General features: G+C 38.2%; 19 protein-coding genes. 8 read left to right on the forward strand and 11 right to left on the reverse strand.

Translation table 11 applies throughout. The features are described 5' to 3' along the window. Window positions 1-15: 15 nt before the first annotated feature. The 7 genes from egtB to nagA form a co-directional block, all read right to left on the reverse strand. Window positions 16-1,236 carry an ergothioneine biosynthesis protein EgtB gene (gene egtB, locus IQ247_RS14200; protein WP_322745504.1) on the reverse strand — a complete coding sequence of 407 codons (1,221 nt, stop codon included), beginning with the start codon at window positions 1,234-1,236 and terminating at the stop codon, window positions 16-18. Between the two features lie 67 nt (window positions 1,237-1,303). After that, window positions 1,304-2,092 carry an ergothioneine biosynthesis protein EgtC gene (gene egtC / locus IQ247_RS14205; RefSeq protein WP_193920984.1) on the reverse strand — a complete coding sequence of 263 codons (789 nt, stop codon included), beginning with the start codon at window positions 2,090-2,092 and terminating at the stop codon, window positions 1,304-1,306. 124 nt (window positions 2,093-2,216) lie between these two features. After that, window positions 2,217-2,579 carry a DUF423 domain-containing protein gene (locus IQ247_RS14210; protein ID WP_322745503.1) on the reverse strand — a complete coding sequence of 121 codons (363 nt, stop codon included), beginning with the start codon at window positions 2,577-2,579 and terminating at the stop codon, window positions 2,217-2,219. Window positions 2,580-2,707: 128 nt separating this feature from the next. Beyond that, the gene (locus IQ247_RS14215; protein ID WP_193920988.1) at window positions 2,708-3,190 is read right to left on the reverse strand and encodes a hypothetical protein; all 483 of its coding nucleotides are present in this window, start codon (window positions 3,188-3,190) and stop codon (window positions 2,708-2,710) included. 265 nt (window positions 3,191-3,455) lie between these two features. Next, window positions 3,456-3,875 carry a hypothetical protein gene (locus tag IQ247_RS14220; RefSeq protein WP_193920990.1) on the reverse strand — a complete coding sequence of 140 codons (420 nt, stop codon included), beginning with the start codon at window positions 3,873-3,875 and terminating at the stop codon, window positions 3,456-3,458. A gap of 41 nt (window positions 3,876-3,916) precedes the next feature. Next, a complete protein-coding gene (bchM, locus tag IQ247_RS14225; RefSeq protein ID WP_193920992.1) occupies window positions 3,917-4,603 on the reverse strand; it encodes a magnesium protoporphyrin IX methyltransferase in 687 nt (228 codons plus the stop codon). A gap of 169 nt (window positions 4,604-4,772) precedes the next feature. After that, on the reverse strand, window positions 4,773-5,957 hold the full coding sequence (nagA, locus tag IQ247_RS14230) for an N-acetylglucosamine-6-phosphate deacetylase (RefSeq protein ID WP_193920994.1): 1,185 nt from the start codon (window positions 5,955-5,957) through the stop codon (window positions 4,773-4,775). A gap of 174 nt (window positions 5,958-6,131) precedes the next feature. On the opposite strand from nagA, the gene purE reads away from it, so the two are divergent. After that, window positions 6,132-6,647: a 5-(carboxyamino)imidazole ribonucleotide mutase gene (purE, locus tag IQ247_RS14235; RefSeq protein WP_193920996.1), complete on the forward strand. Its 516-nt coding sequence runs from the start codon at window positions 6,132-6,134 to the stop codon at window positions 6,645-6,647. Window positions 6,648-7,483: 836 nt separating this feature from the next. Continuing rightward, complete coding sequence (locus IQ247_RS14240) at window positions 7,484-9,076, forward strand: ammonium transporter (protein ID WP_193920998.1); 1,593 nt, start codon at window positions 7,484-7,486, stop codon at window positions 9,074-9,076. A 259-nt stretch (window positions 9,077-9,335) separates the two neighbouring features. Here the strand turns inward: IQ247_RS14240 and IQ247_RS14245 are convergent, their stop codons facing one another. Further along, window positions 9,336-10,967 carry a cation:proton antiporter gene (locus tag IQ247_RS14245; protein ID WP_193921000.1) on the reverse strand — a complete coding sequence of 544 codons (1,632 nt, stop codon included), beginning with the start codon at window positions 10,965-10,967 and terminating at the stop codon, window positions 9,336-9,338. Window positions 10,968-11,715: 748 nt separating this feature from the next. Here IQ247_RS14245 and IQ247_RS14250 point away from each other — a divergent pair. The 4 genes from IQ247_RS14250 (at window position 11,716) to IQ247_RS14265 (ending at window position 16,214) form a co-directional block, all read left to right on the forward strand. Continuing rightward, a complete protein-coding gene (locus tag IQ247_RS14250) occupies window positions 11,716-12,987 on the forward strand; it encodes an ammonium transporter (RefSeq protein WP_193921002.1) in 1,272 nt (423 codons plus the stop codon). Window positions 12,988-13,129: 142 nt separating this feature from the next. Continuing rightward, entirely contained in the window at window positions 13,130-13,942 is an 813-nt protein-coding gene (locus IQ247_RS14255) for a GDSL-type esterase/lipase family protein (RefSeq protein WP_193921004.1), read from the forward strand. 130 nt (window positions 13,943-14,072) lie between these two features. After that, window positions 14,073-15,281: a 4-hydroxy-3-methylbut-2-enyl diphosphate reductase gene (locus IQ247_RS14260; protein WP_193921006.1), complete on the forward strand. Its 1,209-nt coding sequence runs from the start codon at window positions 14,073-14,075 to the stop codon at window positions 15,279-15,281. Window positions 15,282-15,869: 588 nt separating this feature from the next. Beyond that, a complete protein-coding gene (locus tag IQ247_RS14265; protein WP_193921008.1) occupies window positions 15,870-16,214 on the forward strand; it encodes a hypothetical protein in 345 nt (114 codons plus the stop codon). Between the two features lie 232 nt (window positions 16,215-16,446). Here the strand turns inward: IQ247_RS14265 and IQ247_RS14270 are convergent, their stop codons facing one another. Next, window positions 16,447-17,793 carry an alkaline phosphatase gene (locus IQ247_RS14270; RefSeq protein WP_193921010.1) on the reverse strand — a complete coding sequence of 449 codons (1,347 nt, stop codon included), beginning with the start codon at window positions 17,791-17,793 and terminating at the stop codon, window positions 16,447-16,449. A 680-nt stretch (window positions 17,794-18,473) separates the two neighbouring features. On the opposite strand from IQ247_RS14270, the gene IQ247_RS14275 reads away from it, so the two are divergent. After that, window positions 18,474-20,267 carry a S8 family peptidase gene (locus tag IQ247_RS14275; RefSeq protein WP_193921012.1) on the forward strand — a complete coding sequence of 598 codons (1,794 nt, stop codon included), beginning with the start codon at window positions 18,474-18,476 and terminating at the stop codon, window positions 20,265-20,267. A gap of 79 nt (window positions 20,268-20,346) precedes the next feature. Continuing rightward, window positions 20,347-20,658 carry a hypothetical protein gene (locus IQ247_RS14280; RefSeq protein WP_193921013.1) on the forward strand — a complete coding sequence of 104 codons (312 nt, stop codon included), beginning with the start codon at window positions 20,347-20,349 and terminating at the stop codon, window positions 20,656-20,658. A gap of 203 nt (window positions 20,659-20,861) precedes the next feature. On the opposite strand, the gene IQ247_RS14285 is transcribed toward IQ247_RS14280, so the two are convergent. Together IQ247_RS14285 and IQ247_RS14290 are read right to left on the reverse strand one after the other, a co-directional pair. Continuing rightward, window positions 20,862-22,769 carry a right-handed parallel beta-helix repeat-containing protein gene (locus tag IQ247_RS14285; protein WP_193921015.1) on the reverse strand — a complete coding sequence of 636 codons (1,908 nt, stop codon included), beginning with the start codon at window positions 22,767-22,769 and terminating at the stop codon, window positions 20,862-20,864. Window positions 22,770-23,540: 771 nt separating this feature from the next. After that, the gene (locus tag IQ247_RS14290) at window positions 23,541-24,083 is read right to left on the reverse strand and encodes a phycobiliprotein lyase (protein WP_193921017.1); all 543 of its coding nucleotides are present in this window, start codon (window positions 24,081-24,083) and stop codon (window positions 23,541-23,543) included. Window positions 24,084-24,423 lie beyond the last annotated feature (340 nt).

The raw sequence follows: 24,423 nt of genomic DNA on the forward strand, positions 1-24,423 counted from the left end.
CTCCCCATCCCCCCTTCAAGCCGCACAGCGAAATCCAGCGAACATCTGACGCATATGAGGATGATACCAGTTACGAAAACTACACCGTAATGCCCAGGGACGAGTTGCCCAGCTTCCACCTTTAAGAACTTTATGCTCGTTGTCGAAGTAAGTTTGGGAGTAGCCTTTGTATGGATAATGCTGAAAATCTGGATAGCGATCGAACCAGCTATCAGTCCATTCCCAAACGTTTCCTAGAGTATCGTATAAACCGTAGGCACTTTGTCCGGATGAGTAAGCGTTTACTGGTGTTGTCTGATTATGAATATTATTGTGGTTGCAGTGTTCGGCTGTAGGTGGTTCATCTCCCCAAGGATAAATACGACGGCATTTTACTTTTTCATCCCAACTCGCGGCTTTCTCCCATTCTGCTTCTGTAGGTAATCTTTTACCGACAAATTTTGCGTAAGCTTCTGCTTCGTAATAACTTACACCCCAAACTGGGTGATTGTACCAATCTGGATTATCTTCCCAATAAAGTGGTTGTGTCGCTTGTTCTGTTTGCAACCATTCCCAACCTGCTTCCGACCACCACTGTTTGTTTTTATAACCCCCAGATTCCGTAAATATTCGATATTGCTTGCAGGTTACGGGATAGCGATCGATTGAGTATGTATCTAAATAAACTTTATGGGCAGAGCGTTCGTTATCGAGAGCATCCAAAGAATTATTACCCATTTCAAATTCACCTGCCCGAATTTGAATCATCTCATTGAGAGGGTTGGAGAATAAAGGAGAAGAATAAGCAAAATGCCAAGAATTTTCTTTTTCTTGATTTGACTGCTGATTTCTTATCAGTTCCAAGACAAAGCTAATGGTTTCGCTATGCTGACTTTCATGTTGTAGTAAAAACCGCCATAAACGTTCTTGCTGTTTTAAATCAGTTCTTTCCATACAATAAAGAACTTTCTCTCGGATTGTATCAAGGTAATCGCGAGTTTCTGCGAGCGTAGGTAATTTAACCCGCTGATTTTTGGGTAAACCGTCTGCTGCATAAAGTTGACGGTATTGGGGAAACAAACAAGGTTCACCCGCATTACGTTCTAGTATCCATAAAGATTCAGTGTAGCCAATATGCCCCAAATGCCAGCCTACGGGGCTAAAATCTGGATGAGCTTGAAGACAAAAAGTAGCTTCATCCATATTTTTAAATAACTCAAGAGTTTTAGCACGACATTCCACAAAAGCGCGGATAATGCTCTGTTTTGTACTATTGACCGGGGAAAGCCGGTCGTCGCACGGCGGAGTACCGGCGACTTTTAAATTAGATTTGCTCAATTCTGAGATCACAATCTTCTCTCACACTAAGAATGCTATTTTCTGGAAATGAATTCCAATTACCTTTAAACAGTGGTTCAGAAGCAATAATTACCGAGTTGGAAAAATTAGCATCATTTTGCAGCCAATATAGAGTTGGGGATGGAGGTTTTGTACTAAACCGAGAAGCAACAAGACGGTTTCCGTCACTCACAACTAAGTTAGCCAAAATATAAGTATTATGACGTTCCGCCAACTCTTTTAATTTAAGTAAAATTAGATGCATAGCTTGCTCTAAACTTTTACCTGGGTTGTTTTGCAACTCGTTAAGTAGCAAAGCAAAAATATGCTCTGAATCCGTAGTTCCATTTACCCACTGATAAATTTCATCATTTAATAAACTGCGTATAGGTCTATATAAAGTCTGACGAAACTGATCAATTTTACCATTGTGAAGAAATAATAAGCGCTGATATTTGAATGGCTGGCAATTACTTATATCGAGTGCTTGCCCCAAAGTCGCACTACGAACGTAAGAAACTACGCATCCAGATTCTACGTAGCGGCTGAGACTGGGTAAATTAACATCATTCCAAATCGGTAGCGTGCTTTTGTAGGTAAAAGGTTCAGTATCCTTTTGAATATGATACCAACCCACACCAAAACCATCAGCATTCACAGTTCCAGACATCATTTCCTGGGGTTGATAGCTTTGGGTTATCAGTGAATGTTCGTGGTTGTAAAGTAGCTTTTCTAATGAAACAGGCGAACCAAGGTAGGCAAGTAATCGGCACATAAAAAAGGTTAAAGGTTAAAGGTTAAAGGTTAGAGGGTAGAGGTTAAAGGGGATGGGGAGATATTTATAATCTAAAATCTAAAATCTAAAATTCCTAACTCCGGTGGTACTAACTCCTAACTCCTCATTGATAATTGAATGCGGCGATCGCCAATGCACCCCAAGCAGTGATAAATGCTACACCACCGATTGGGGTAATGGCTCCTAATATTTTAATGTCGCTTAAGCTTAGGGCGTATAAGCTGCCTGAAAAAATAAATATGCCGATAATAAATAACCAGCCACTGGCAATTAAATTTGGTGATGGTGATTTGGTTTGACTGAGCAAGATTGCGACAAGTAAAAGTGCTAAAGCATGATACATTTGATAGCGAACCCCAACTTCAAAAATTTCCAAAGCGCGAGCGCTAAGTCTTTCCTTTAAAGCGTGAGAACCAAAAGCACCAGCAGCCACCGATAAACCTCCGAACAAGGCTGCTAGGCTCATAAATATTTTTGTCATCTGATGGATAGTTGATGGTTGTTAGTTGATAGTTGATGCTTGTTAGGAGTTATCACCTTAAACCTTTGACCTTTAACCTTAAACCTTTAACCTTAAACCTTTAACCTTAAACCTTATATATCAAAGTGATAAGAAACTGCACCATCTTCAGTTACTTTGAAGTTAGCATTAAATTGCTTGGCTTGGTCGTCTAGGAATTGTCTAGCGGTAGCTGGTGGTAGCTGTGATTGCATTGCAAAGCCTAAAACTGTGATGCGTCCTTCATTTTCGGCTATCATGCGATAAAACATCGATTGTAAATGAAGATTCATTTGTTGGGCGATCGCGTTTTCTTCTTGTTTGCTTTGACGACGCATTCCCAATGCTAACCATCCACCCAAAACTAAACTGGGTAAACCAAATATCATCCCATTGAGGGCTGTCATATCTAGAAGAGTTACTGCTTGATGGTTGACGAAATCCTGTTCGGTATAGGCACCAAGCGGTATTTGCTTATACATTAAATCTTTATCTCTCATTGCCTGGCCCGATATTGTCATCAGCATAAACCCTAATGTAATCAACCAACCGGCAGCTAACTTCTCAGCAGTTTTCATAAGATTTTGAAAGTTTTGAGTTTAAGAACGATTCTAACCCTACTTCCATCAAAGCTTCCAGTCTTAAATCATCAAATTATCACTCGTTGAACCAAGAAGTCGGGTAACTTTCACGAAACCCGACTTCTGAACCCTAATTACTATTTACTGGGGTAAGAAGTGGGGTTTTTGATAAAAACTCGACTTCTCATAGTGGGAACTCACGTTAATAAAACGTTTCCACAATCTAATTAAAACAAAACAAAATTAAAATAAATACACCCGATCAAAGATGAAAGTGATAATAAACGCCACCCTCTCGACTATGGTCAAAGGTAGCATTGAATTCCTTGGCTTTGGAATCTAAGAATAATTTGGCTTCTTCTCCTGTGATTTCGGCTTCTTTAGCAAAGCGCAATAAGGAAATTTGTCCTCTTTGTTCTTCGACAAGACGATAAAAGGTAGATTGAAGATGACTCATTAGCTGTTTTTGATGTTGCTGACGCAATCCCAATATCAGCCAGGTTCCAAATCCGACACCAGATAAACCCAAAGCTAAACCAGCAAAGGCTTGATCTGCGATTTCTTGTTTTTGCTCTTGAGTCTCTTGATTATTAGTCGATAATGCCTCCACAGTTACGTGCATGAGAAGAATAGATCCGAATGAAAGTAGCAAACCAGCGGAAACTTTTGTGAGAAACTTCATAGAAACACGACAAGATGTGATATCTTGCCGCGATCTTAACCTTACTTACGCGCAGCTTCCAGTATACGGGAAAAGTAAAAGCGGGTGCGTGTCATGGCTTGACGTTGGATGCTAAAGCCGTTTTTTTGCAAAAAATTGACAATATCGGCTTCACGATGCTGATATGCACGGGTAGTTTTACTTGGCCCTGGAAAGAAACTGCCGATTTTCTTGAGTATAGTCAGAGCAAAGGTTTTAGGTGCGAAACTGAGAATTATTCGTTCTGTAGCGGTACTGCATAAATGAGATATCATTTCGCTGGCTTTTTCTTGAGGATAATGAATCAAAACATCCAAGCAAACAACTGTATGATAGTTACCACTCAAGGCTTCTAAGTCTTGTACGGTAAAAATGGGATTATCCGCGTTCCCTAAAATTTGCTCGGCTCGCTCCTTTCCTTCTTCGACCATTTTTTCGGAAATATCGCTGGCGTAAACCTTGGCTCCGGCTTGAGCTAAAGGTATGCTCAAACTACCCACACCACATCCAGCATCGCATATTGAGATTTCTGACAAATTTTCGTTACTCTTTAACCAGCTAAGTACCGTATCTACGGTTTTTTGATGTCCCTTGCGGATATCAAGCTGAACTGTGTTTACTTCACCATTGCCGTAAATGCGTCTCCAACGATCAAAGCCGGTGGAATTGAAATATTCTTTAACAATGGTCTTATCGTCTACTACGTTCATAGATTTATATAATTTAATATTTAACGATTCCAAATCGAGAAAATGCTTATTATCGGTACAATACACCAATTGAGGACGATAAAACGCATAAAAAAGCAGAAAACCACAAATCTGTAGCGGTAGCTTTGTGGTTTGTTGTGAAATATATTCAGTTTTATCTCAATACTGTTTAAGGTAATAGCCGTTGCCAAGTTAATTCTTTAGTTGATTCGTCATAATTCCAACGTAACAAATTACTAGCATGAGCGCCTTCAATTCCCGATAAACCAATTGCTTGTCGCGGTGCGGATGTTGCCAGTGCGATCGCTATTTCTACATCACATATTCCCCATTTCACCAAATTTTGTACTCCTGCGAGCAGTGGTAAAGTAGTTCCTGATAAAGTTCCATCTGCTAACCGTGCAGTACCATCAGTAACTGTAATTTCTCGACTATCCCAAGGATAAGTTCCATCTGGTAATCCTAAAGGAGCCAAAGCATCGCTGACTAAGAAAAGTCCTTGAGCATAATCGCTTGCTCGTAACAATAAATCTATCATCATCGGTGAAATGTGCTTACCGTCAGCAATAAAACCACACATAACTTGTTTGTGGGTAATAGCAGCAGCTAATAAACCAGGTTGGCGGTGATGTAACGGTGGCATTGCATTGAAAGCATGAGTTACCATCGTCGCACCGGCATTAAAGGCGCTTTGTGCTTGTTCTGCGGTGGCTTGAGAGTGTCCTAAACTAACGGTGATACCCTGTTGACGCAAATAAGAAATTACTTCGTGATCACCATCCAATTCCGGCGCTAAAGTAATTATTTTAATAATCTCTGTGAAATCCCCTATAACTCTTCTCACTTCTGCAAGTGATAAGTTTAATAGATACTCTTGAGGATGTGCGCCGCGTTTTTCGGGATTCAAAAATGGTCCTTCTAAATGCACTCCTAAAACTTTCGCTCCCGAAGTTTGATTTTGCATAAAATCGGTAATAACTTTAAGGGAACGTTGAATATTTTCCACAGAAGTTGTTACCAGAGTAGGTACAAATGCGTCAACACCACTATCCCAAAGATAATCGCAAATTTTTGCTAAATTACCGGCATTTTCTGCATTTAATTCGGGAAACGCAGTTCCCAAAGCACCGTTAATCTGTAAATCCACACCACCCAAAGAAAGGCGATCGCCCTCGGCATCCAATACTTGTAAATTAGTCAGGGGAACCCGTTTGATAATTTTATCCATGGACACTATTTGTTCAATAATCCCATCACGGTTAATAAACAACATCTGTCTATCTTTGTAACCGGGAACCAGAGCATTAATTATATTTAATGGAGTAGTAAAATTGCTTAGTGTTTTGAGATTCATGGGATTTACGAGATATTAGTTAAAGCTGATTCGATTTTGATAGAAACTAGCACTATTAATCAAGAATAAAAATATCATTTTTGGTAATTGGTAATGGGTAATTGGCAATGGGAGGTAGACAAAGGAACGATTTAGAATTTTAATTACTTATAACTCCTAACTCCCAACTCTCTTATGACTCCCCTAATCGGCATTATCATGGGTAGCGACTCCGATTTACCTACTATGAATGCGGCGATCGCAATTTGTGAAGAATTTGACGTGACTACTGAAGTTGCGATCGTCAGCGCTCATCGTACCCCACACCGCATGGTGGAATATGCTCAGTCTGCTGTTTCTCGCGGAATTAAAGTGATTATTGCTGGAGCCGGCGGTGCAGCACATCTTCCCGGTATGGTTGCTGCTTTAACCCCGCTTCCAGTTATTGGAGTTCCCGTTGCCAGTCGGTATTTAAAAGGTGTCGATTCTTTACATTCTATCGTGCAAATGCCAGCAGGTATACCTGTAGCAACTGTGGCTATCGGTAATGCCAAAAATGCTGGACTTTTAGCAGTACAAATACTCGCTACTTATCAACCAGATTTACTCGAAAAAGTGATTTTATATCGTCAAAATCTCCGGGATTCTGTGATTGCAAAGCAAGAAAAGTTAGAAAAATTAGGCTACCAAAAATATTTAGAACAAATGTAAAGCCGTTATAAACATTATACAAATTGTGATGAGAGAAAAAGGTACTCAAACTAACTTGCCCGCACAGGTATTTTTACTCTTATTTATTCAATTAAAAAATAAATTGAAAAAATAAATACTAAATCACAAATTTCTGCATTACAAAAAAAATCTCAAAAATAAGTAGTTACATTTCTTATAAAATATTCATATTATTCTACGTAAGTAGAAAGATAGTTTATTCGTATAAAAAATAATAATTACCATGTTTATTTGCAATCATAAAATTATGATATATTGACAAAATACTAATTACAATGGTGATTTAGAGCTTCAAGAACCGTCGCAAATGATCTGAAATAGTAAAAAATAGTAACAACAGTTACAGAATTTACAAAGAGTGTCCTGTAAATTTTGTTTCTTAACCGTTGTAACTTTTTTAAATCTAGCAAATTCCTCAATGAAAAGGCTTTTAGATAAACATCGAATTGTTAAAGAATTTATGAGGCGACTTGAGAGGTTTCCAAAAATACATAATAATAATCTTTAATAGTCTTTTAAGAAAAACTAGTTACAGCGACATATGTATCATTGCTTTGTTGACTGTTAACTAGATTGTTTGATTTCCTAGTTGTTTAATAGGCTTTTCGAGGAACATCTTTACATAGGTATAAAAATCAAGCATTAATTACCGAAAAGCTAGTTATGGGATTCGGGAAAATGATGTTTTTGATATCGGGTCTAGCTAAAAAGCTGATAGTTAAGAGGCTAGTTTCAGCTTAGTAGTAAGATTGTTTTACCATAAAGAAAGCGGTGTTTTTCCAGTCAAGGAAAGTTAAGGAAGTTTTGGAGTGAAGATGCAAAAACTAACGCGAAAAAGAATTAATAGAAAAAGTCGAATAGGTAATTCAAAACAGCCGCGAAGCGGTACAGGTAATAGCTCATTTGTCAAGCAAATAGAGCGAGGAATCAAAGGTTTAAACCCTAGTTTACGTGCTTCTTTACCTATTGCAGGCTTAATTGTATTGGCTTGGAGTTATGCCGCAGTTGCTCAGGCTCCTGCTGCCGAAGGACCAACCACAGCGGAACTCAAAGTTGCATTAGATACGCTTTGGGTGGCAATTGCCGCATTTTTGGTCATCTTCATGAACGCTGGTTTCGGAATGTTAGAAACCGGAATGTGTCGTCAGAAAAACGCCGTCAATATTCTGACTAAGAACTTGATTGTGTTTGCTTTGGCTACCCTGGCATTTTGGGTAATTGGGTTTGGTATTATGTTCGGTGATGGAACCCCATTCTTTGGTTTAAATGGGTTCTTATTGCAAGGTGCAGATAACAGCCCCGTAACAGGTGATGCTTATCAAGGTGTTTTCAGTTCTCTGAACTGGGCTGGTGTGCCTTTGTCGGCGAAATTCTTATTCCAATTAGCATTTGCTGGAACCGCTGCGACAATTGTATCTGGAGCCGTAGCCGAACGAATCAAGTTTATTGACTTCTTAATTTTCAGTCTGTTACTAGTTGGTATTGCTTACCCAATTACCGGACATTGGATTTGGGGTGGTGGCTGGTTAGCCGCAGCCGGTTTCTGGGATTTTGCTGGTTCTACAGTTGTACACTCAGTTGGTGGTTGGGCTGCTTTGATGGGTGCAGCCATACTTGGTCCTCGTATTGGTAAGTATAGCGACAGTAGAATCAATGCCATACCTCCGCATAATTTGAGCATCGCTACCTTGGGATGTTTGATTTTGTGGTTGGGCTGGTTTGGTTTCAACCCCGGTTCTACAATGGCTGCTGATGCAAATGCCATTGCTCACATTGCATTAACCACTAACTTAGCTGCTGCTGCTGGTGGAACTGTTGCTTGTTTTGTAGCTTGGGGTTATTTAGGTAAGCCAGATTTATCGATGATCATCAACGGTATTTTGGCTGGCTTGGTGGGTATCACCGCAGGTTGTGCTTGGGTAAACTTGGGTAGTGCGGTAATTATTGGTGCAATTGCCGGAGCTTTGGTCGTATTCTCTGTCACCTTCTTCGATAAAATCAGAATTGATGACCCTGTAGGTGCGCTTTCCGTTCACTTGGTGTGCGGTTTATGGGGTACTTTGGCTGTAGGTTTATTTGCTGTGGGAGCAAATCCCGACGGTATTTATGCAGCTGGACCAAATGCAGGTTTATTCTTTGGTGGTGGTATACAACCTCTATTCATTCAATTTGCAGGTGCTTTGGCTGTAGGAGGAATGACTGTCTTGCTCAGCACCATCTTCTGGGTAGCGTTAAAAGCGACATTGGGTATTCGTGTAACCCGCGAAGAAGAATTGGAAGGTTTGGATATTGGTGAACACGGAATGGAAGCTTATAGCGGTTTTGCGAAAGAAGTTGACACCATTGGATATGGTGAAATAGATAGACCTGGAATTTCAACACAAGGAGATATGCCTACAAGTTTGTAAAAAACTGAGAAGTCGGGTTTTTAGAAACATTTTCTTGTCTAAAGGATATTTAGCCTAAAAACTCGACTTCTGATTACTCCTACGCCATTCTCTGAAAAACCTCTTTCCTCTGCGTTCTCTGTCTTGAAAAGTTGTTCATGGGGGAAACCCCCAAGACCACACTTTTCGCTGCGTCTCTGCGGTTTTTATAAAAAGTCTGGTTTTTACCAGATTATCGGTAAAACACAAAATAGTCATAAAAACCCGACTTCTTACCACACTATTTAACAATACTTTCATTCTCAACTAAAATTACAGGAATTGAACTAGATTCTAATACAGCTTGGGAAACTGAACCCACCAAAAGCGTCTTCCAAGGTTGATGTCCTCGTTTACCCATGACAATATCAGTAACTTGATAATCCTTAGCTACCCGGATAATTTCCTCTGGAACTGAACCTGTAATTGTAATAAACTGATGGCGAATGTCTGCTAAAAGTCGTTGAGTTTTTTTCTCTAAAAATTCTATTGCTTGAGCATCGCTGGTATTAATTACGTGGAGTACAATGACTTCACCATTACTACGACGAGCAAAATCGGCAGCTTTAATTAATACCTGAGTAGCCATAGCAGAAGTATCAACCGCAGCTAATATGATAATCCTACTGGCGATCGCCACCTTTGTGGGGTCTACTTCACCCCGCTCTAACAACTTTGGTGCAAAAGTGGGAATTGCCCAAGCTCCTAAAGGTGCAGTTACTAAAATAGATAAAGCGGCGATCGCCAATATTGTCTCTCCACCATCAATTCCTTGTGCTAGGGGAATCGCTCCGATTGCGGCTTGCACTGTGGCTTTTGCTGAGTTTCCAGGTAGTAAAAATAACTTTTCTTGCCATTTCCAATTACTTCCTAATGTAGATAAATACCATCCAAGAGAACGTCCGATAAGCGTTCCAATGGCTATAATTATCAAGCCAGGTACCAGAGTTTTTTCTAATACTTGTATTTGAATACTTGCTCCGAGCAACACAAACAAAATGATTTCTGCTATAACCCACAAACTATCAAAACCAGAGCGTAATCTTCTAGCTAAAGGAGCATCCAACTCAATCAAGAAAAATCCCGTTGCCATGACTGCTAAATAACCAGAGAAGAAGGGGAATTTCTCCGCTACTACTACCAGCGACAATGCTAAACTTGCTGCAACTAGGGTATCCTGTACCACATTTTGAGTCCAACTCTGCTTTACCAGTAACAAAACTAATAATTTTGCTGTAACTAAACCAAATAATATTCCTAAAACAATTTGACAAATAATTTGAATCGGTAGGAATTGAATTGCACTCAGAGTAATACCAAAAGGTAAACTTACCCCAGAAGTTGCTCCTTGTGTCAAAAAATTTAATAACAAACTAAACACTAATAATAGTAAAACATCAGACAGAGCGCTGCCGGTGAGGATAGCATCAGGAATTCCCTTTGTAACACCCCAACCCAGACTTTTGAGGCGTAGCATTGCCGGTACAATTACCGCAGGTGATTCGGCTCCAATGATACAACCGAGTAATAATCCAGTAGCAAAATCGAAATTTAATAACCAAATTGCAGTTAAGGCAATAATTAAAGCTTCACAAGTTGCAGGAAGGAAACCTAACCGTAGCGCTACAGTTCCTTGTTGTACAAGTTTTTCCCGATCTAAACCCAACCCAGCCTTCATCAAAATTATCATTACAGCTGTGGTTCGCAAAGCAGCAGATGCTGTAAGTATATCAGCAGCGATGAGATTAGTAACTTGAGGACCGAGGATAATTCCTACCAAAACCATACCTACTAATGCAGGAGCTTTGATACGTCGAGCAATTTGTCCGATGAAAAAGCCTATAAGTAGGATTAAGATAAAGCTTGTTAACAAGAGAATTGATAATTGGTAATTGGGGATTGGGAATAGTAGTAGGTTGGCTTAGATGCACCACAAGATTGAATTATAAATCAAATTTTATGGATAAGCGAAATCTGTGTAGAGACGTTACACTGTAACGTCTCAGAATCTAAATTCATACCCGGATTCTGCAACGTTAAACAATTACTCCGTTCTCGTTGAAAGATTACTGAAAAAAAAACCGCAGAGACACAGCGAAAAGTGTGGTCTTGGGGGTTTCCCCCATGAACAACTTTTCAAGACAGAGAACGCAAAGGAAAGAAGATAAAGAGAAATAGGTAATTTTCGAGCGGGATAGATAGGAGTAATTGATATATTCCCGAAAACCTTAATTTTTCGTGGGGTAAGAAGTCGGGTTTTTATAATGTTTATTCCTAATCCCACAAAACACTCATAAAAACCCGACTTCTGTAATAGTCGAGATGAAATCAAGTTAATCACATTTGTCTATCTCAAACAAAACTCATTAAATAAAAAGCTAAAAAAACACATATGAATTGATTTGTTAAAACTAAAATCATCGTAAATCATAGCTAAATCTCAACTAATTTGAGATGATTACTGCAATTAAAAATCTATAACTAATTATTCCCAATTACCAATTACCAATTCCCAATTACCAATTACCTATTACCTATTACCAATTCCCAATTCCCAATAACAAGTGTTAAAAAAAACCACATTGATATTAATCATAACTTTGCTGCTTGTAAATCGAACAATGGATAATGCCTTTGCTCAAGTACAATCACCAGGGTTTCCACCTGCTACGAATAATGGTTCTATCGCGTTTATATTAATTTGTGCAGCTTTGGTGTTACTCATGACACCGGCACTTGCCTTTTTTTATGGTGGATTTGTCCGCAGCCGTAATGTCCTCAATACATTGATGATGAGCTTTGTGACCATGGCTATTATCGGTGTTACTTGGGTTTTATGGGGTTATAGCTTGGCTTTTTCACCTGGTAATGCATTCATTGGTGGATTTGAATGGCTGGGCTTAAATGACGTTGGTTTAGAACCCAGCGAATACGCACCACAAATTCCCCATTTAGCATTTATGGCTTATCAAGGAATGTTTGCCATTTTCGCCCCAGCCTTAATTTCCGGCGCGATCGCCGAACGCATGAGTTTTACCGGATACTCAGTATTCGTAGTTTTGTGGTCAATTTTTGTTTATTCCCCAATCGCCCATATGGTTTGGGGTATAGGTGGATTATTAAGTTTATCTGGTGGTTGGGGTGCCTTGGATTTTGCGGGCGCTACAGTTGTACATATAAATTCTGGAGTGTCTGCTTTTGTTGCCGCGATGTATCTCAAACCCCGGAAAACTTATCCCGATAAATTAAGTCCACCGCACAATATCGCTTTTATTTTATTAGGTGCTGGTTTACTATGGTTTGGTTGGTTTGGCTTTAATGCAGGTAGTGCTTTGGAAGCCAATAATTTAGCAGTAATTGCCTTTGTAAATACCAATACCAGCGCCGCAGCGGGAGCTTTAACATGGTTAATTCTAGAAAAAAGCCTGCGGGGTAAACCGACAGCAGTAGGTATAGCAACCGGAAGCGTTACAGGATTAGTTGGTATTACCGCAGCTGCGGGATTCGTCACACCCATAGCAGCAATTTTAATTGGTAGTATCACCACTTTTATTTGCTTCTACGCCGTCAGCATCAAGCATAAAATGCAGGTTGACGATGCTTTAGATACTTATCCCATACATGGAATTGGTGGTACAGTTGGTGTGATATTGACAGGTATCTTTGCCAGTAGAGCAGTAAATCCAGGAGCAAGAAACGGTTTATTATTTGGCAACCCCGACGAATTACTTTTAGAATTGGCTGCGATCGCCCTTACCTATTTTATCGCCGGATTTGGTACCTGGATTATTCTCAAAGTAGTTGATGTCACAGTCGGATTACGAGTGCATGAAAACGCAGAATTACAAGGAATGGACATCAGCGAACACGGTGAAGAAGCTTATAGAGGTTAAAGGTTAAAGGTTAGAGGTTAAAATTCATAACTCCTAATTCATTACCAATTACCAATTACCAATTACCAATTACCAATTCCCTATTCATCCGACAAAGTGTAGATTACAATCTTATGCAAATAATAGATTTATCTCGCTACCCGTGTCTAGTTCTGTTAAAACCTTTCCTGCTTGGGCATTTTTCTCTTTATTAAGTAACGGCATACTTTTATTAGCGGTAATCTTGCTGATCGGAAAACAGCAGGGTTTTACCGCTTTTTTCGGTACTGTAGTTTCTCCTACCCCTCCACCTACTTCTAATAGTCAGACTCAACCAGGTAAACGTCATCAATTTGACTATCAAAAATGGGTAAATATTTTGAAACAAGAGGCTGAAGTCGCAGCAGAGAAAAAGCCCCGCGATTTAACTATATTGGCTGGAGATTCTCTAAGTTTGTGGTTTCCTGTAGAATTATTACCAGATAATAAAACATGGTTAAATCAAGGAATTTCTGGAGAAAAAACGGCTGGTTTATTAAAAAGATTAAGTTTATTCGATCAAACCACACCGGAAACCGTTTTTGTGATGATAGGCATTAATGATTTAATTGCTGATGTCGATGATCAAACAATTTTAGATAATCAACGGCAGACTATGGCTTATTTGCGTCAAAAGCATCCCAAAGCACAAATCGTGATTCAGTCTATTTTGCCACATCAAGGAGAAGAAGCAACTTGGGAAGGAAAAGAAAAACTTGTCGCAATTCCTAATAGTCGTATTCGCAACTTAAATCAACAGTTACAAACCATAGCAGCAAAAGAAAACGTAAAATACTTAAATATATATCCTTTGTTTGCTGACAAACAAGGAAATCTCCGTTCAAATTTGACAACTGATGGATTACATCTTAATCCTAATGGTTATTTAGTTTGGAGTTCTGCTTTACAGTTATACTCTCAAATGAGTAGGCAGTGAACAGTGGACAGTTGACAGTTGACAGTTGACAGTTATCAATTCCTAACTCCTAACTCCAGTACAGACGTAGCAATACGCCCCGTCTCTACAATTCCTAACTCCTAACTCCTATCCACTAACAACTAATATTATGGATACAAAAGCTTTTAAACGTGCATTACAACATTCGGAAAATTACCACCGTCGAGGATTTGGACATCAAGAAGAAGTTGCGACTCAGCTACATTCAGAATATCAAAGCGGTTTAATTCAGGAAATTCGAGATAATAATTATACTTTAACTCGCGGTAATGTTACTATTCGTCTAGCGGAAGCTTTTGGCTTTTGCTGGGGAGTTGAACGTGCTGTAGCGATGGCTTATGAAACTCGTAAGCATTTTCCTTTAGAAAAGATTTGGATTACTAATGAGATTATTCATAACCCATCCGTCAATCAACGTTTACGAGAAATGCAGGTGGGATTTATTCCTGTAGAAGCTGGTCAAAAAGACTTTTCTATGGTTCAATCTGGAGATGTTGTGATTTTACCTGCATTTGGAGCAAGCGTTCAAGAAATGCAGTTACTTAATGATAAAAGTTGCAAAATTGTTGATACAACTTGTCCTTGGGTTTCTAAAGTTTGGAATACAGTTGAAAAACATAAAAAAGTTGATTGTACTTCTATAATTCACGGCAAATATAAACACGAAGAAACTATTGCGACTAGTTCTTTCGCTGGTAAATATCTGATTGTGCTAAATTTGCAAGAAGCAGAATATGTTGCCGATTATATTTTAAATGGCGGTAATAGAGAAGAATTTCTCGCCAAATTCAGTAAAGCTTGTTCCCCAGGATTCGATCCAGATAAGGATTTAGAAAAAGTTGGCATTGCCAATCAAACTACAATGCTCAAAGGAGAAACCGAACAGATTGGTAAATTATTTGAGCATACCATGATGAAAAAATATAATCCTGGGGAATTAAATCAGCATTTTCAAAGCTTTAATACCATCTGCGACGCTACTCAAGAAAGACAAGATGCGATGCTGGAGTTAGTAGAGGAAAAACTCGATCTAATGATAGTCATTGGCGGTTTTAATTCATCGAATACTTCCCATTTGCAAGAAATTGCAGTGGAAAGAGAATTACCCTCTTATCATATTGATAGTGTGGAGAGAATTTTGTCGGCAGATAGTATCGAGCATTGTCAGTTAAATGGCAATATCGAAATATCCAATCAATGGCTCCCAGATGAGAAAATTGTTGTCGGAATTACCTCTGGTGCTTCTACACCGGATAAGGTTGTAGAAGATGTAATTAAGAAAATTTTTGAATTGAAGCAATCACCAGTAACAGTTTAAAGCTGAAATTTGTATTGTGTTTTAATTTACAAACGAGTTGTGTTGCAACATCTTTCCATTGCATAACTAATTATTAGAAATGCACCTGAAGTCCCTTGAGAAAGCGGGCTTCATTTCTTTATAACTGAAAGGGAACATAGCTCAAGAATTAAGTGTCTTTCATTTCTATAAAGTCAAGACTATTAAGCACATTTTTATCAAAAATTAGAATTAGAACTATAGAATTAGAACTTCTACAAAAGATAAACTGAAAACTTTACTAACTATTGAATCTAGTAATTACGTAATTAAGAGTTAGGTTTAGAAGTCGGGTTTTTTCATGAAAACCCGACTTCTGATGGAAATGACTTCTCAATTAAGAGTTGATTCTATCAAGCTAAATACCAATAAAGTTGTATGATAATTAACACTGATGTCTAAGTTACTTTTATAGATAAACATTCAATTGTAACACAGGAACATTGTTTTATTCAGTAAAAACTAGTACAAATAGTAAAAGCTAACTGCTATTGCTAGCCAAAATTTAGGTATATAAAGACTATTCCTTTCTCTGCTAATTTTCGGATCAGAGTAAGGAATTATCCTTATATGTCTAAGTATCTACTCAAATCAAAAAGGTTAGGAATTATGATGAGGATGACTCGTAAATTAGCATTCGCAACTGCTTGTTTAGCGATATTTTCTGCTGTAGTTGTGAAACCGACGAGTGCTATCGAAAATAATTTATCAGGGAAATTAATAGCACAATCTTTCAATAATGAACCATTTACTAAAGAAACGTTAGAGAAATCTGATTCAAGTCGAAAAGATGAATCTTGGCTAATACCAGTCTTATGGGGATTAGGTGGATACTTGATTGGGAGTATGATCGGAACACAGAAAACTTATACCAAAATGAACAAGGGAGAACGGAAAACTCCTCCCTTCAGCTAACAGTTATGCATCTCTAACGATAATATCTCTAAACTAAAACAGTGTGCTTCTCTTCAAATAGCTTGGCTTAAATATATAGATACGTGATTCCCTATAGTTGTTCAACGGTGGATAATGATTTTATCCACCATTTATTAGAAAATTTTAGATTTTAGATTTTAGATTTTAGATTTTAGATTAAAGGAGTTAGGAATTAGTACCACCGGAGTTAAGAATTGATAACTGTCAACTGTCAACTGTCAACTATTTCCTTACCAAATAAGGTTAAATACATCAAACGATAAATATCAGTATTGTCTACAGTATTAGCTAATTTATCCGCATTTAATCCGTGTGCTTTAGCAACAATAGAACCAGTAAAATCATTAAAACCTCCCCAGGCGATCGCAAAGGGATAACTGTTTCCTTGTTTATCTGGTGCAGAAACAAAAGGTAATGTACCTGTCCCTTCTTTACCATCCCATGGTGCGCCGTTTTCACCTTTTTCTGGTAAAGGTTTATCTAAGGGAAAATCTTTAGTGGTAACTCCAATTACTTCTAAACCACTTGCATCGCTATCAGCAGCAGTCACTAATAAAGTGTTAGGATTTTGCTCGATAAATTCCATCGCTACACCAATCGCATCATCGGCGCGTTTGACTGCTTCTATACAGCCTTTGGCGTTGTTATAATTACAAAAATTATCAGTACCTTCTTCTTCTAAAACAATAAAAAAACCATCCTTATCTTGTGAGACAATTTTTAAAGTTGCTTGCAACATTTGGGAAACTGTCGGCGCTTCTGCAAAATACAAGGGTAAATTTTTCTCCTGTAAATCTTCTTCCGATTCGTCATTATAAATATCTGTTGCTGCAAAAATTCCTAATACTTTTTTAGTATCTGGAGGTAAATTCAACAGTTCGTCGCGATTGTAAACTACGGTATAACCTTTTTGTTTCGCAACTTCAATTAAATTTATTCCGTCTTCCCGCAGACTTTCTTCAGAAGAAGCATATCTTCCCGCTGTTCCTTTAGGCAGATACAATACTTCACCACCACCTAAAATTACATCGACTCCAGATTCAACTATTTGCTTGGTAATTTCTGCAAAGTCTCTACGACTTTTAGTTTTAGCGACAAAAGCACCAGTTCCAGGTTCGACTATTATCCCTGAATTAATTATCGCCGTAGCTTTACCAACAGCTACAGCTTCTTCCATTATCGTTTGTGGTTTACCCGAAGCTGCTACTATAGCTTGTCCATTTTCATCTAATCCAAAGGAATCCGCGTTTACTTTCACTCCTGTAGCGTGAACTACTGCACCTGCGTTAGAAGTTCCTGTAAGTTGGTTTTTCAAATGTCCTAAATACACACCCAAATTAGACATCTTATCCCAATTAAGTCTACCATCTGGACCATAATGCAGCATCCGCGCCGCACCCCAATGAGATGGACTAGTACCATCTGGGTGAATGAATATTACGTTCCCTTGGTTGCCTTGATTTGCAGTAGTTTGAGTTGGTGTCGAAGTGGTACATCCAACTAAAGCTAGTATCACTAAGACTGTCAAAGAAATTATTTTTCTGTTAATTTGCAACACGGTTTTTAGCTACTCTATATATTGAAATTAATTGAATTACGACTTTTACAATGTCAAGTCTGGGCTAGATATATCAATGTATTGGAGAAAAGTAAATATCTTTTTCGGAAATTTTTAACTGTTATGTAAGCTAAATTACTTTTTTTTATAACTTTTTTATAAATATAATTTTGCTCATTTGAATTATCTGGTAATACCAAAAATTCAAAACACCCAACTTAAACAGTTAATTTATAATTGAAAACAATTATAAACTGATAAACTTTAGCGATTATAGCGATTAATCCAAAAGTTAGAAAATTCCACAGCTAAAGAATTAAAATTCATATACACAATTGCTAAGAGGATGTTTTGAAAGTCTAATTTAATACTTCAACTGGCGACTATAAGTCGCGGCTACACAAACAAAACCCGCCTGCGCGGGTTCTAAACTAATTAGTCCACGCAGGTGGACTTTGTTTTTGTAGTAGCGGTTTAAACCGCCGGATACTTTTAAAACATCCTCTAAGAACCTAAATTTATTTTTTGCGTTTTATCCGGTGGGAAATATCCTTTACTCGTATAAAATAAAGTGTAATTTGAGCTACCATTAAATTACTAAATAGCCGAATTATTACATAGTTTTTTTTATCTGAAAAAAATAAAAATCATTAGTTAAATTAGACAAAAGCAGGTGATTGATGCGATTTGAATGGACAAATATTTTTGCAGACATTGACCCACGGTTACAAAGACTTATACAACGCCGTCGTCGTGGCATATCTACTCCACCTACAGCTTCAACAGAGGTGGGAGAAGTTGCAGTCATTGCCAAAGTAAATGATATTGAAGCATGGCGATCGCTCAGTGAAGTCAGAGAAGGTGCAGAGATTGGTAGTACGTCTGCGGGAGAAATTATTGTGACAGCGAGAGTCCCCGTGTCGCGGTTGCAGTCGGTACGTACTTCACCTTGCGTTATTAGCTTACAAGCATCACAAGCTTTACAATTAACTGTTGATCAGAGTTTTGCAGAAGTATTAACTACTTCTAATTTGGTAGAAGTAGATTCTAGTGGAGAACAAGGAAAAAATGTAGTTGTGGGAATTATCGATGTCGGTTGCGATTTCGTCCACAAAAATTTTCGTCACCCAGATGGTTCTACTAGAATACTCGCTTTATGGGACCAAGATGGTTCCTCGGAACCCGATAGTCCTTTTGGTTATGGAAAAGTTTATCGCAGCGCAGAAATTAATCAAGCTTTACAAGCAGAAAATCCTTATTTAGCTTTGGGTTACTATCCCGGAAAGCTGGCTCATGGAACCCATGTCATGGATATCGCTACAGGAAATGGAAACGGTACCGGAAATGCGGGTATAGCTCCGAAAGCTGATATCGTATTCGTTCACTTTTCTAACGGTGCTGTAGAAGCACTGTTAGCTGATGGTAGTTCGGCTGTTGATAATTCTTTAGGTGATACTACTGAACTTGTGGAAGCGGTAGATTTTATCTTTGACATCGCCGAGCAACGCCCTTGTGCAATCAATATTAGTTTGGCTTTACATGGCGGTCCTCACGATGGTACGGCTTTGGTGGAACAAAGTCTAGATGCTTTGGTTGCTCAAAAACCCAATCGAGCGGTAGTTATTGCGGCGGGAAATTCTTATGATAAAGGAATTCATGCTTCGGGCAAAGTTCCACAAGATGGTTTTACCGATTTGCATTGGGATATTCCTAGAGGTCATAGACAGTACAAAGCAATGGAAGTTTGGTATAATGGTGCCGATAAATTCCTTTTGGAAATAATTCCTCCCAACGGCGAAACTTTAGTAAGTTTAAAATTAGGAGAAAATGGGGAAATTGTAGACGAAGATGATAACACCCTAATTTATTTATCTCACCGTTTTTGCGACCCGAACAACAGTGATAATATGATTGGTGTTTTTATGGAATCCCAACTTCCAGGAGGAATTTGGACTTTACGACTCCATGGAATGGAAGTTAGTAACGGTAATTTTCACGCTTGGATAGAACGTGAAGATGGTTCGCAAACCAGTTTTGTCCCACCTCATGATAATACTCATACCGTTAACTCTATCGGCTGCGGACGTAATATAATTATGGTTGGTTGTTATAACCCCACAAAACCCAACCAACCCTTATCATATTTTTCCAGTTCTGGCCCTACCCGCGATCAACGACAAAAACCCGATTTTATCGCTGCCGGACAAAATATATGGGCTGCTTGTTCACTTACTCAAACTAAGTCTTACCAAAAATCTGGCACCAGTATGTCTGCACCCATGGTTACTGGAATTATCGCTTTAATGCTCGCTGAAGCTCAAGCCCGCAACATTGAATTAGATATTAAACAAATTCGCAATATCTTAATCCAAAGTGCTGAAAATAATCCTCCAGAAGACCCTTTACAGAAAATGCGTTATGGCTACGGTCCAATTAATCTTCAAACTACAATTTCCATCGTCAGAACGATGTGATAATATAAGGTGATAAAATATAATATTATTCTATTAAAAGAATACTTTTTTACTTAATGTAAATCAGGAATACTTATATATGCTTTACATCGCAGGTAGACCAGTGCGTATTAAAAAAAATACGCTGCACGGCTGTCACAAAAAAGAACACGGCTCTGAAATAGCGCAATCCCAACAACCAGAAAATAATGATATTTTTGGGGTTACGGTGAAAGTCGCAGAACCTGGATATGTACCCCCAGGTCTTAAATTAAGAGGTCATATTTCTGATGATTTGTTTACAGCAAATGTTACTTCACAAGATATAGAAAATTTAGAAACCGACTCTAGAGTCCTATCCATCAGTGCGCCAAGAAAATTACATGGTGCTAACAATGATTCTGTTGCTTAAATATTTTTCTTCAACATCAAAGTTGTTGAAAAATATTTGACAATAGAGCTATTGTATGCAATTGTAGCGTAATTTAAGAAAAATTAAATTAAATTTAATTAAATCAAAAATTGTTATAGATATTTATCTTAAAAACCCGACTTCTGAAGCTTTTGGAACTGAGAAGTCGGGTTTTTATAATGGTTGTGTTGTATTACAGATATTTATCTTAAAAACCCGACTTCTGCTAAATCCTCTAAACCCAAAGTATGATCTGAATATTTGAGCTCTTGTAGGCTATCTGGATTCCCATTCCCAAAAACAAAATAGGCATTCAATCCGTTTGGATTTAGGTTGTCAGTTGGGTTTTGAACGAGAAATTCTTCTAGATTAGCGTTTGCGATCGCGTATGGTGGGAACAATATTCCCCCGTCATTATCTACAGGCAGTTCTAACTCGGTACGTTGGTTTAGTGCTGTTATTTCATATCCTTTCTCTCCCGGTAGAATCGGCTGATTTGTAATTGTATCAACCACCCTATCTTGCAAGTTACGGAGATTTATGATTCCTCCATTGATAATCCCATCTTCGGTAGATGTGGGAATTGACTGGGGAGTCAGCTTACTGCCCCCCGTTACACGGCGGTATACCGCTGACTGAGGCTCGCTATTGGTAGAATTTATAGACAGTTGAGATTCTGAATTGATACCGAAATCACCAGCACTTTGAGGAACGGGATTTAACTGTAAATTTTCCACAAATTTTGCTCCAGAAATTGAAGTATCCGCACCGTTTTTATTTTGAACGATATTGCCGCCCCCATCAGTAACTTTGAAATTAACTGTACGCTCCGATTCACCATTAAACTGCGGAGAACGGTTTCCTGCAAACTTAGACTTGCTGATGGTGAGATTTTTTCCCTGTGTTTCCCCAGCAATCCAGATATTTCCTGCTTGACGATCAGCATAATTATTGACAAATGTAGTGTTGGTAATAGTCGATTTGGCTGACTTTGGAGTATTCAGAACAATGGCTCCTCCAATTTGTCCATCCTTATTAGAATTAGTGACGCGATTACCAGAAAATATCGAATCTTTAATTGTGACTCCACCTTTAACATCCGTCCATAAACCTGCCCCTTGGGATGGAGATATATTATTAGCAATTGTGGAATTACGAATAATTAATGAGGCAGGATTTGCTTCATCTTGATACGACTGAACAGCTAAACCACCTCCTCTAGGAGCTTTATTATTGGCGATTTTGCTGTTTTCAATTACAATCTTGTCCTTTGAATATCCGCTGAGGAAAAAGGCTCCACCATAGCCTCCACCACCAACATTTTCCTCGGCGACAACATTACGAATCAGAGTCGTTCCTCCAAGATTATCAGGTTTCTCGGTTCCATTAGCTCCATCAGTGAAGATGGCTCCACTTCCTTTCTTACCTTCGTTTTTCCGAAAGACTGAATCTTCAACTCTGAGTCCAGTTAATAAGGTGTAAACAGCGCCATAGGTACCTTTATTATTAGTAAAAGTTGTGTCACGAATGTCGAGAAAAGCATTTCCACCGACATTGCGTTTACCGTTACTATTAACAACTGTTGCTCCCTCTCCACCTCCATAGGTTGAGATTGCACCCGCACTAAAGCCGTCTTTAGCAACTGTTCCGTCATTTCCATCAAAAACACTGTTATTTATTGTGGCACTCGCACCGTAACCCACGAAGATTGCACCACTGCGTTCTCCCACATTCTTGATAAAGCGAGAATTTTCTACTACCAAAGTGTTAGAGTCAACCAGTTCAATAGCTCCCCCTCGTAAAGTCTTATTCGGGTTATTATCAACTGCTTTACCTTTGGTAAAAGTGAGGTTTTTTAGCACTACATCTGAATAGTTATAACTAACATGCAGAATCCTCGTTTTGTTCTCACCACTAATGGTTAAATTCGATGCATCCGCTCCATCGATAGTAAGACTTTTATCAACGACGAGTTGTTCTTTTAGACGAATGGTTTTGTTCGCAAGGGCTGAATCGAAGCGAATAGTATCACCAGAATTTGACTTAAAGATAGCCTCTCGAAGCGTTCCTTTTCCACTGTCTGCGGTGCTAGAAACTTTAATAATTGCCATATTTCCCAATGTGAATTACATCAATTGGTAGAATACACTGGTCAATATAATTACAAGATAACTTTTTGGATACTAACAATCTTTTTTCAATTTTGCAAACTTGATTCGTATAAATAAAATATTAACCTAGTAAGTAAAATTACTCTTTACGTAAAAAATATAGGTAACAAAAATATATTAATTTATGGTGCTATTTGGAATCTAAAACACAATTTTTTTATTCAAAGTATTTTTAAATATTTTTAAATATTTTAAATAATTTAAATAATTTTAATTTTGGATATTAAAAAATAGCGAACACCACAGAATTCGGGTTTTTAAGATAAATATCGCAACATCAGACAAAGGTAATAAAAACCCGACTTCTCACCCCACCTATAACCCATCAAAGGTTCTAGTACAAGTCGGCGTAAATAAGGCAACCATTAAAAATGGCTGAAAAGACTAGAAAATCAAACTTCTTACTTCTTACTTCTTACTTCCGCGAAGCGGTACTAGTAGTCTGCCACATAAGTTATGAGGGTGCTGTAGAGACGTTATAAATAACGTCTCTAGACAATTTTGGGAAAAACTAACCATTCATATTTAATGTGGTGGAGTACTAGTCCAAATCATTTATTATGACTGGTTCGTTTATTACTGAAACAATGTAGAGACGCGAACCCTTGCGTCTCTACAAGCCATCAAAACTAATGAAATAGACTACTACTGTTGAAGTTAAACTTTGAACTGCTGATATTTTAACTATCCAACTTTCTAGCAAATCCCCAACTACCCTTCAATTCGCTTTTCCAAATACTGCCCAATCATCACCTGTTCCCCAGCACGAGAAATCACAGATTGACGGGTACGATATTTCTCGCCAATAAACTTTAATTCTTCTTCAAACACCGAACCGTTGTACTCGGTACGCAAACACAACGTTTTCTGATTCGGGAAATGATACTCAGCTGTAATTGGTTTCGATGTCGCAAAACCGCGATCGCGATACAATATATTGCCCAAGGCACCAAATAAAGTAGAACCACTAGATTCTTTTTTGCCGCTCACCGAGTTGATGCTTTCCCAAGTCACTTCGGTACCGCAAATCAATATTTTATCTGAATTTAAATCATGCATCTGAGCCAAAACAAGCAATTCATCGCATCCCGCTTCTAAAAACCGAACTGCGATCGCGCTTTCAACTTGTTTGGTTTCTCCATCCGGTAAAGTATAGTAGCGTCGTTCCGAATGCCATTTACCCTCTGATTCTCGAAAAAATTCCGCAATTGCCGATTCATTAGTTAATTCTGCAAGTTCTAGCGGTGATGTCACTGGTAGCCTCCCTTATCTTAAATTCAAAATCAAGTCTGGAAAGCCCTACATCATGTCTTTTCCACAAACCAGATTTTGTTACTTTTCTTAAAGTAACGCAATATTTCATAAAATACAGATAATTTGGCTACAACATTAAAAATAAAAGTTCATATATCTCGAATTCAAAAAAAGGAAGTGAAAAAAGTCACAAATTAGCGATGTAGAATTTATTACTTGCGATATAGTAAGAATTATTAAATAATATTTATAATAATTATAAAATTTCCCAGGGGATTGCATAAAAATTACACAAGTATTTATATATCATTTATATACACAAATTGGAGTTAAAAGATAT

It is taken from the genome of Plectonema cf. radiosum LEGE 06105, from assembly GCF_015207665.1.
GTDB lineage: Bacteria > Cyanobacteriota > Cyanobacteriia > Cyanobacteriales > Nostocaceae > Rivularia > Rivularia radiosa_A.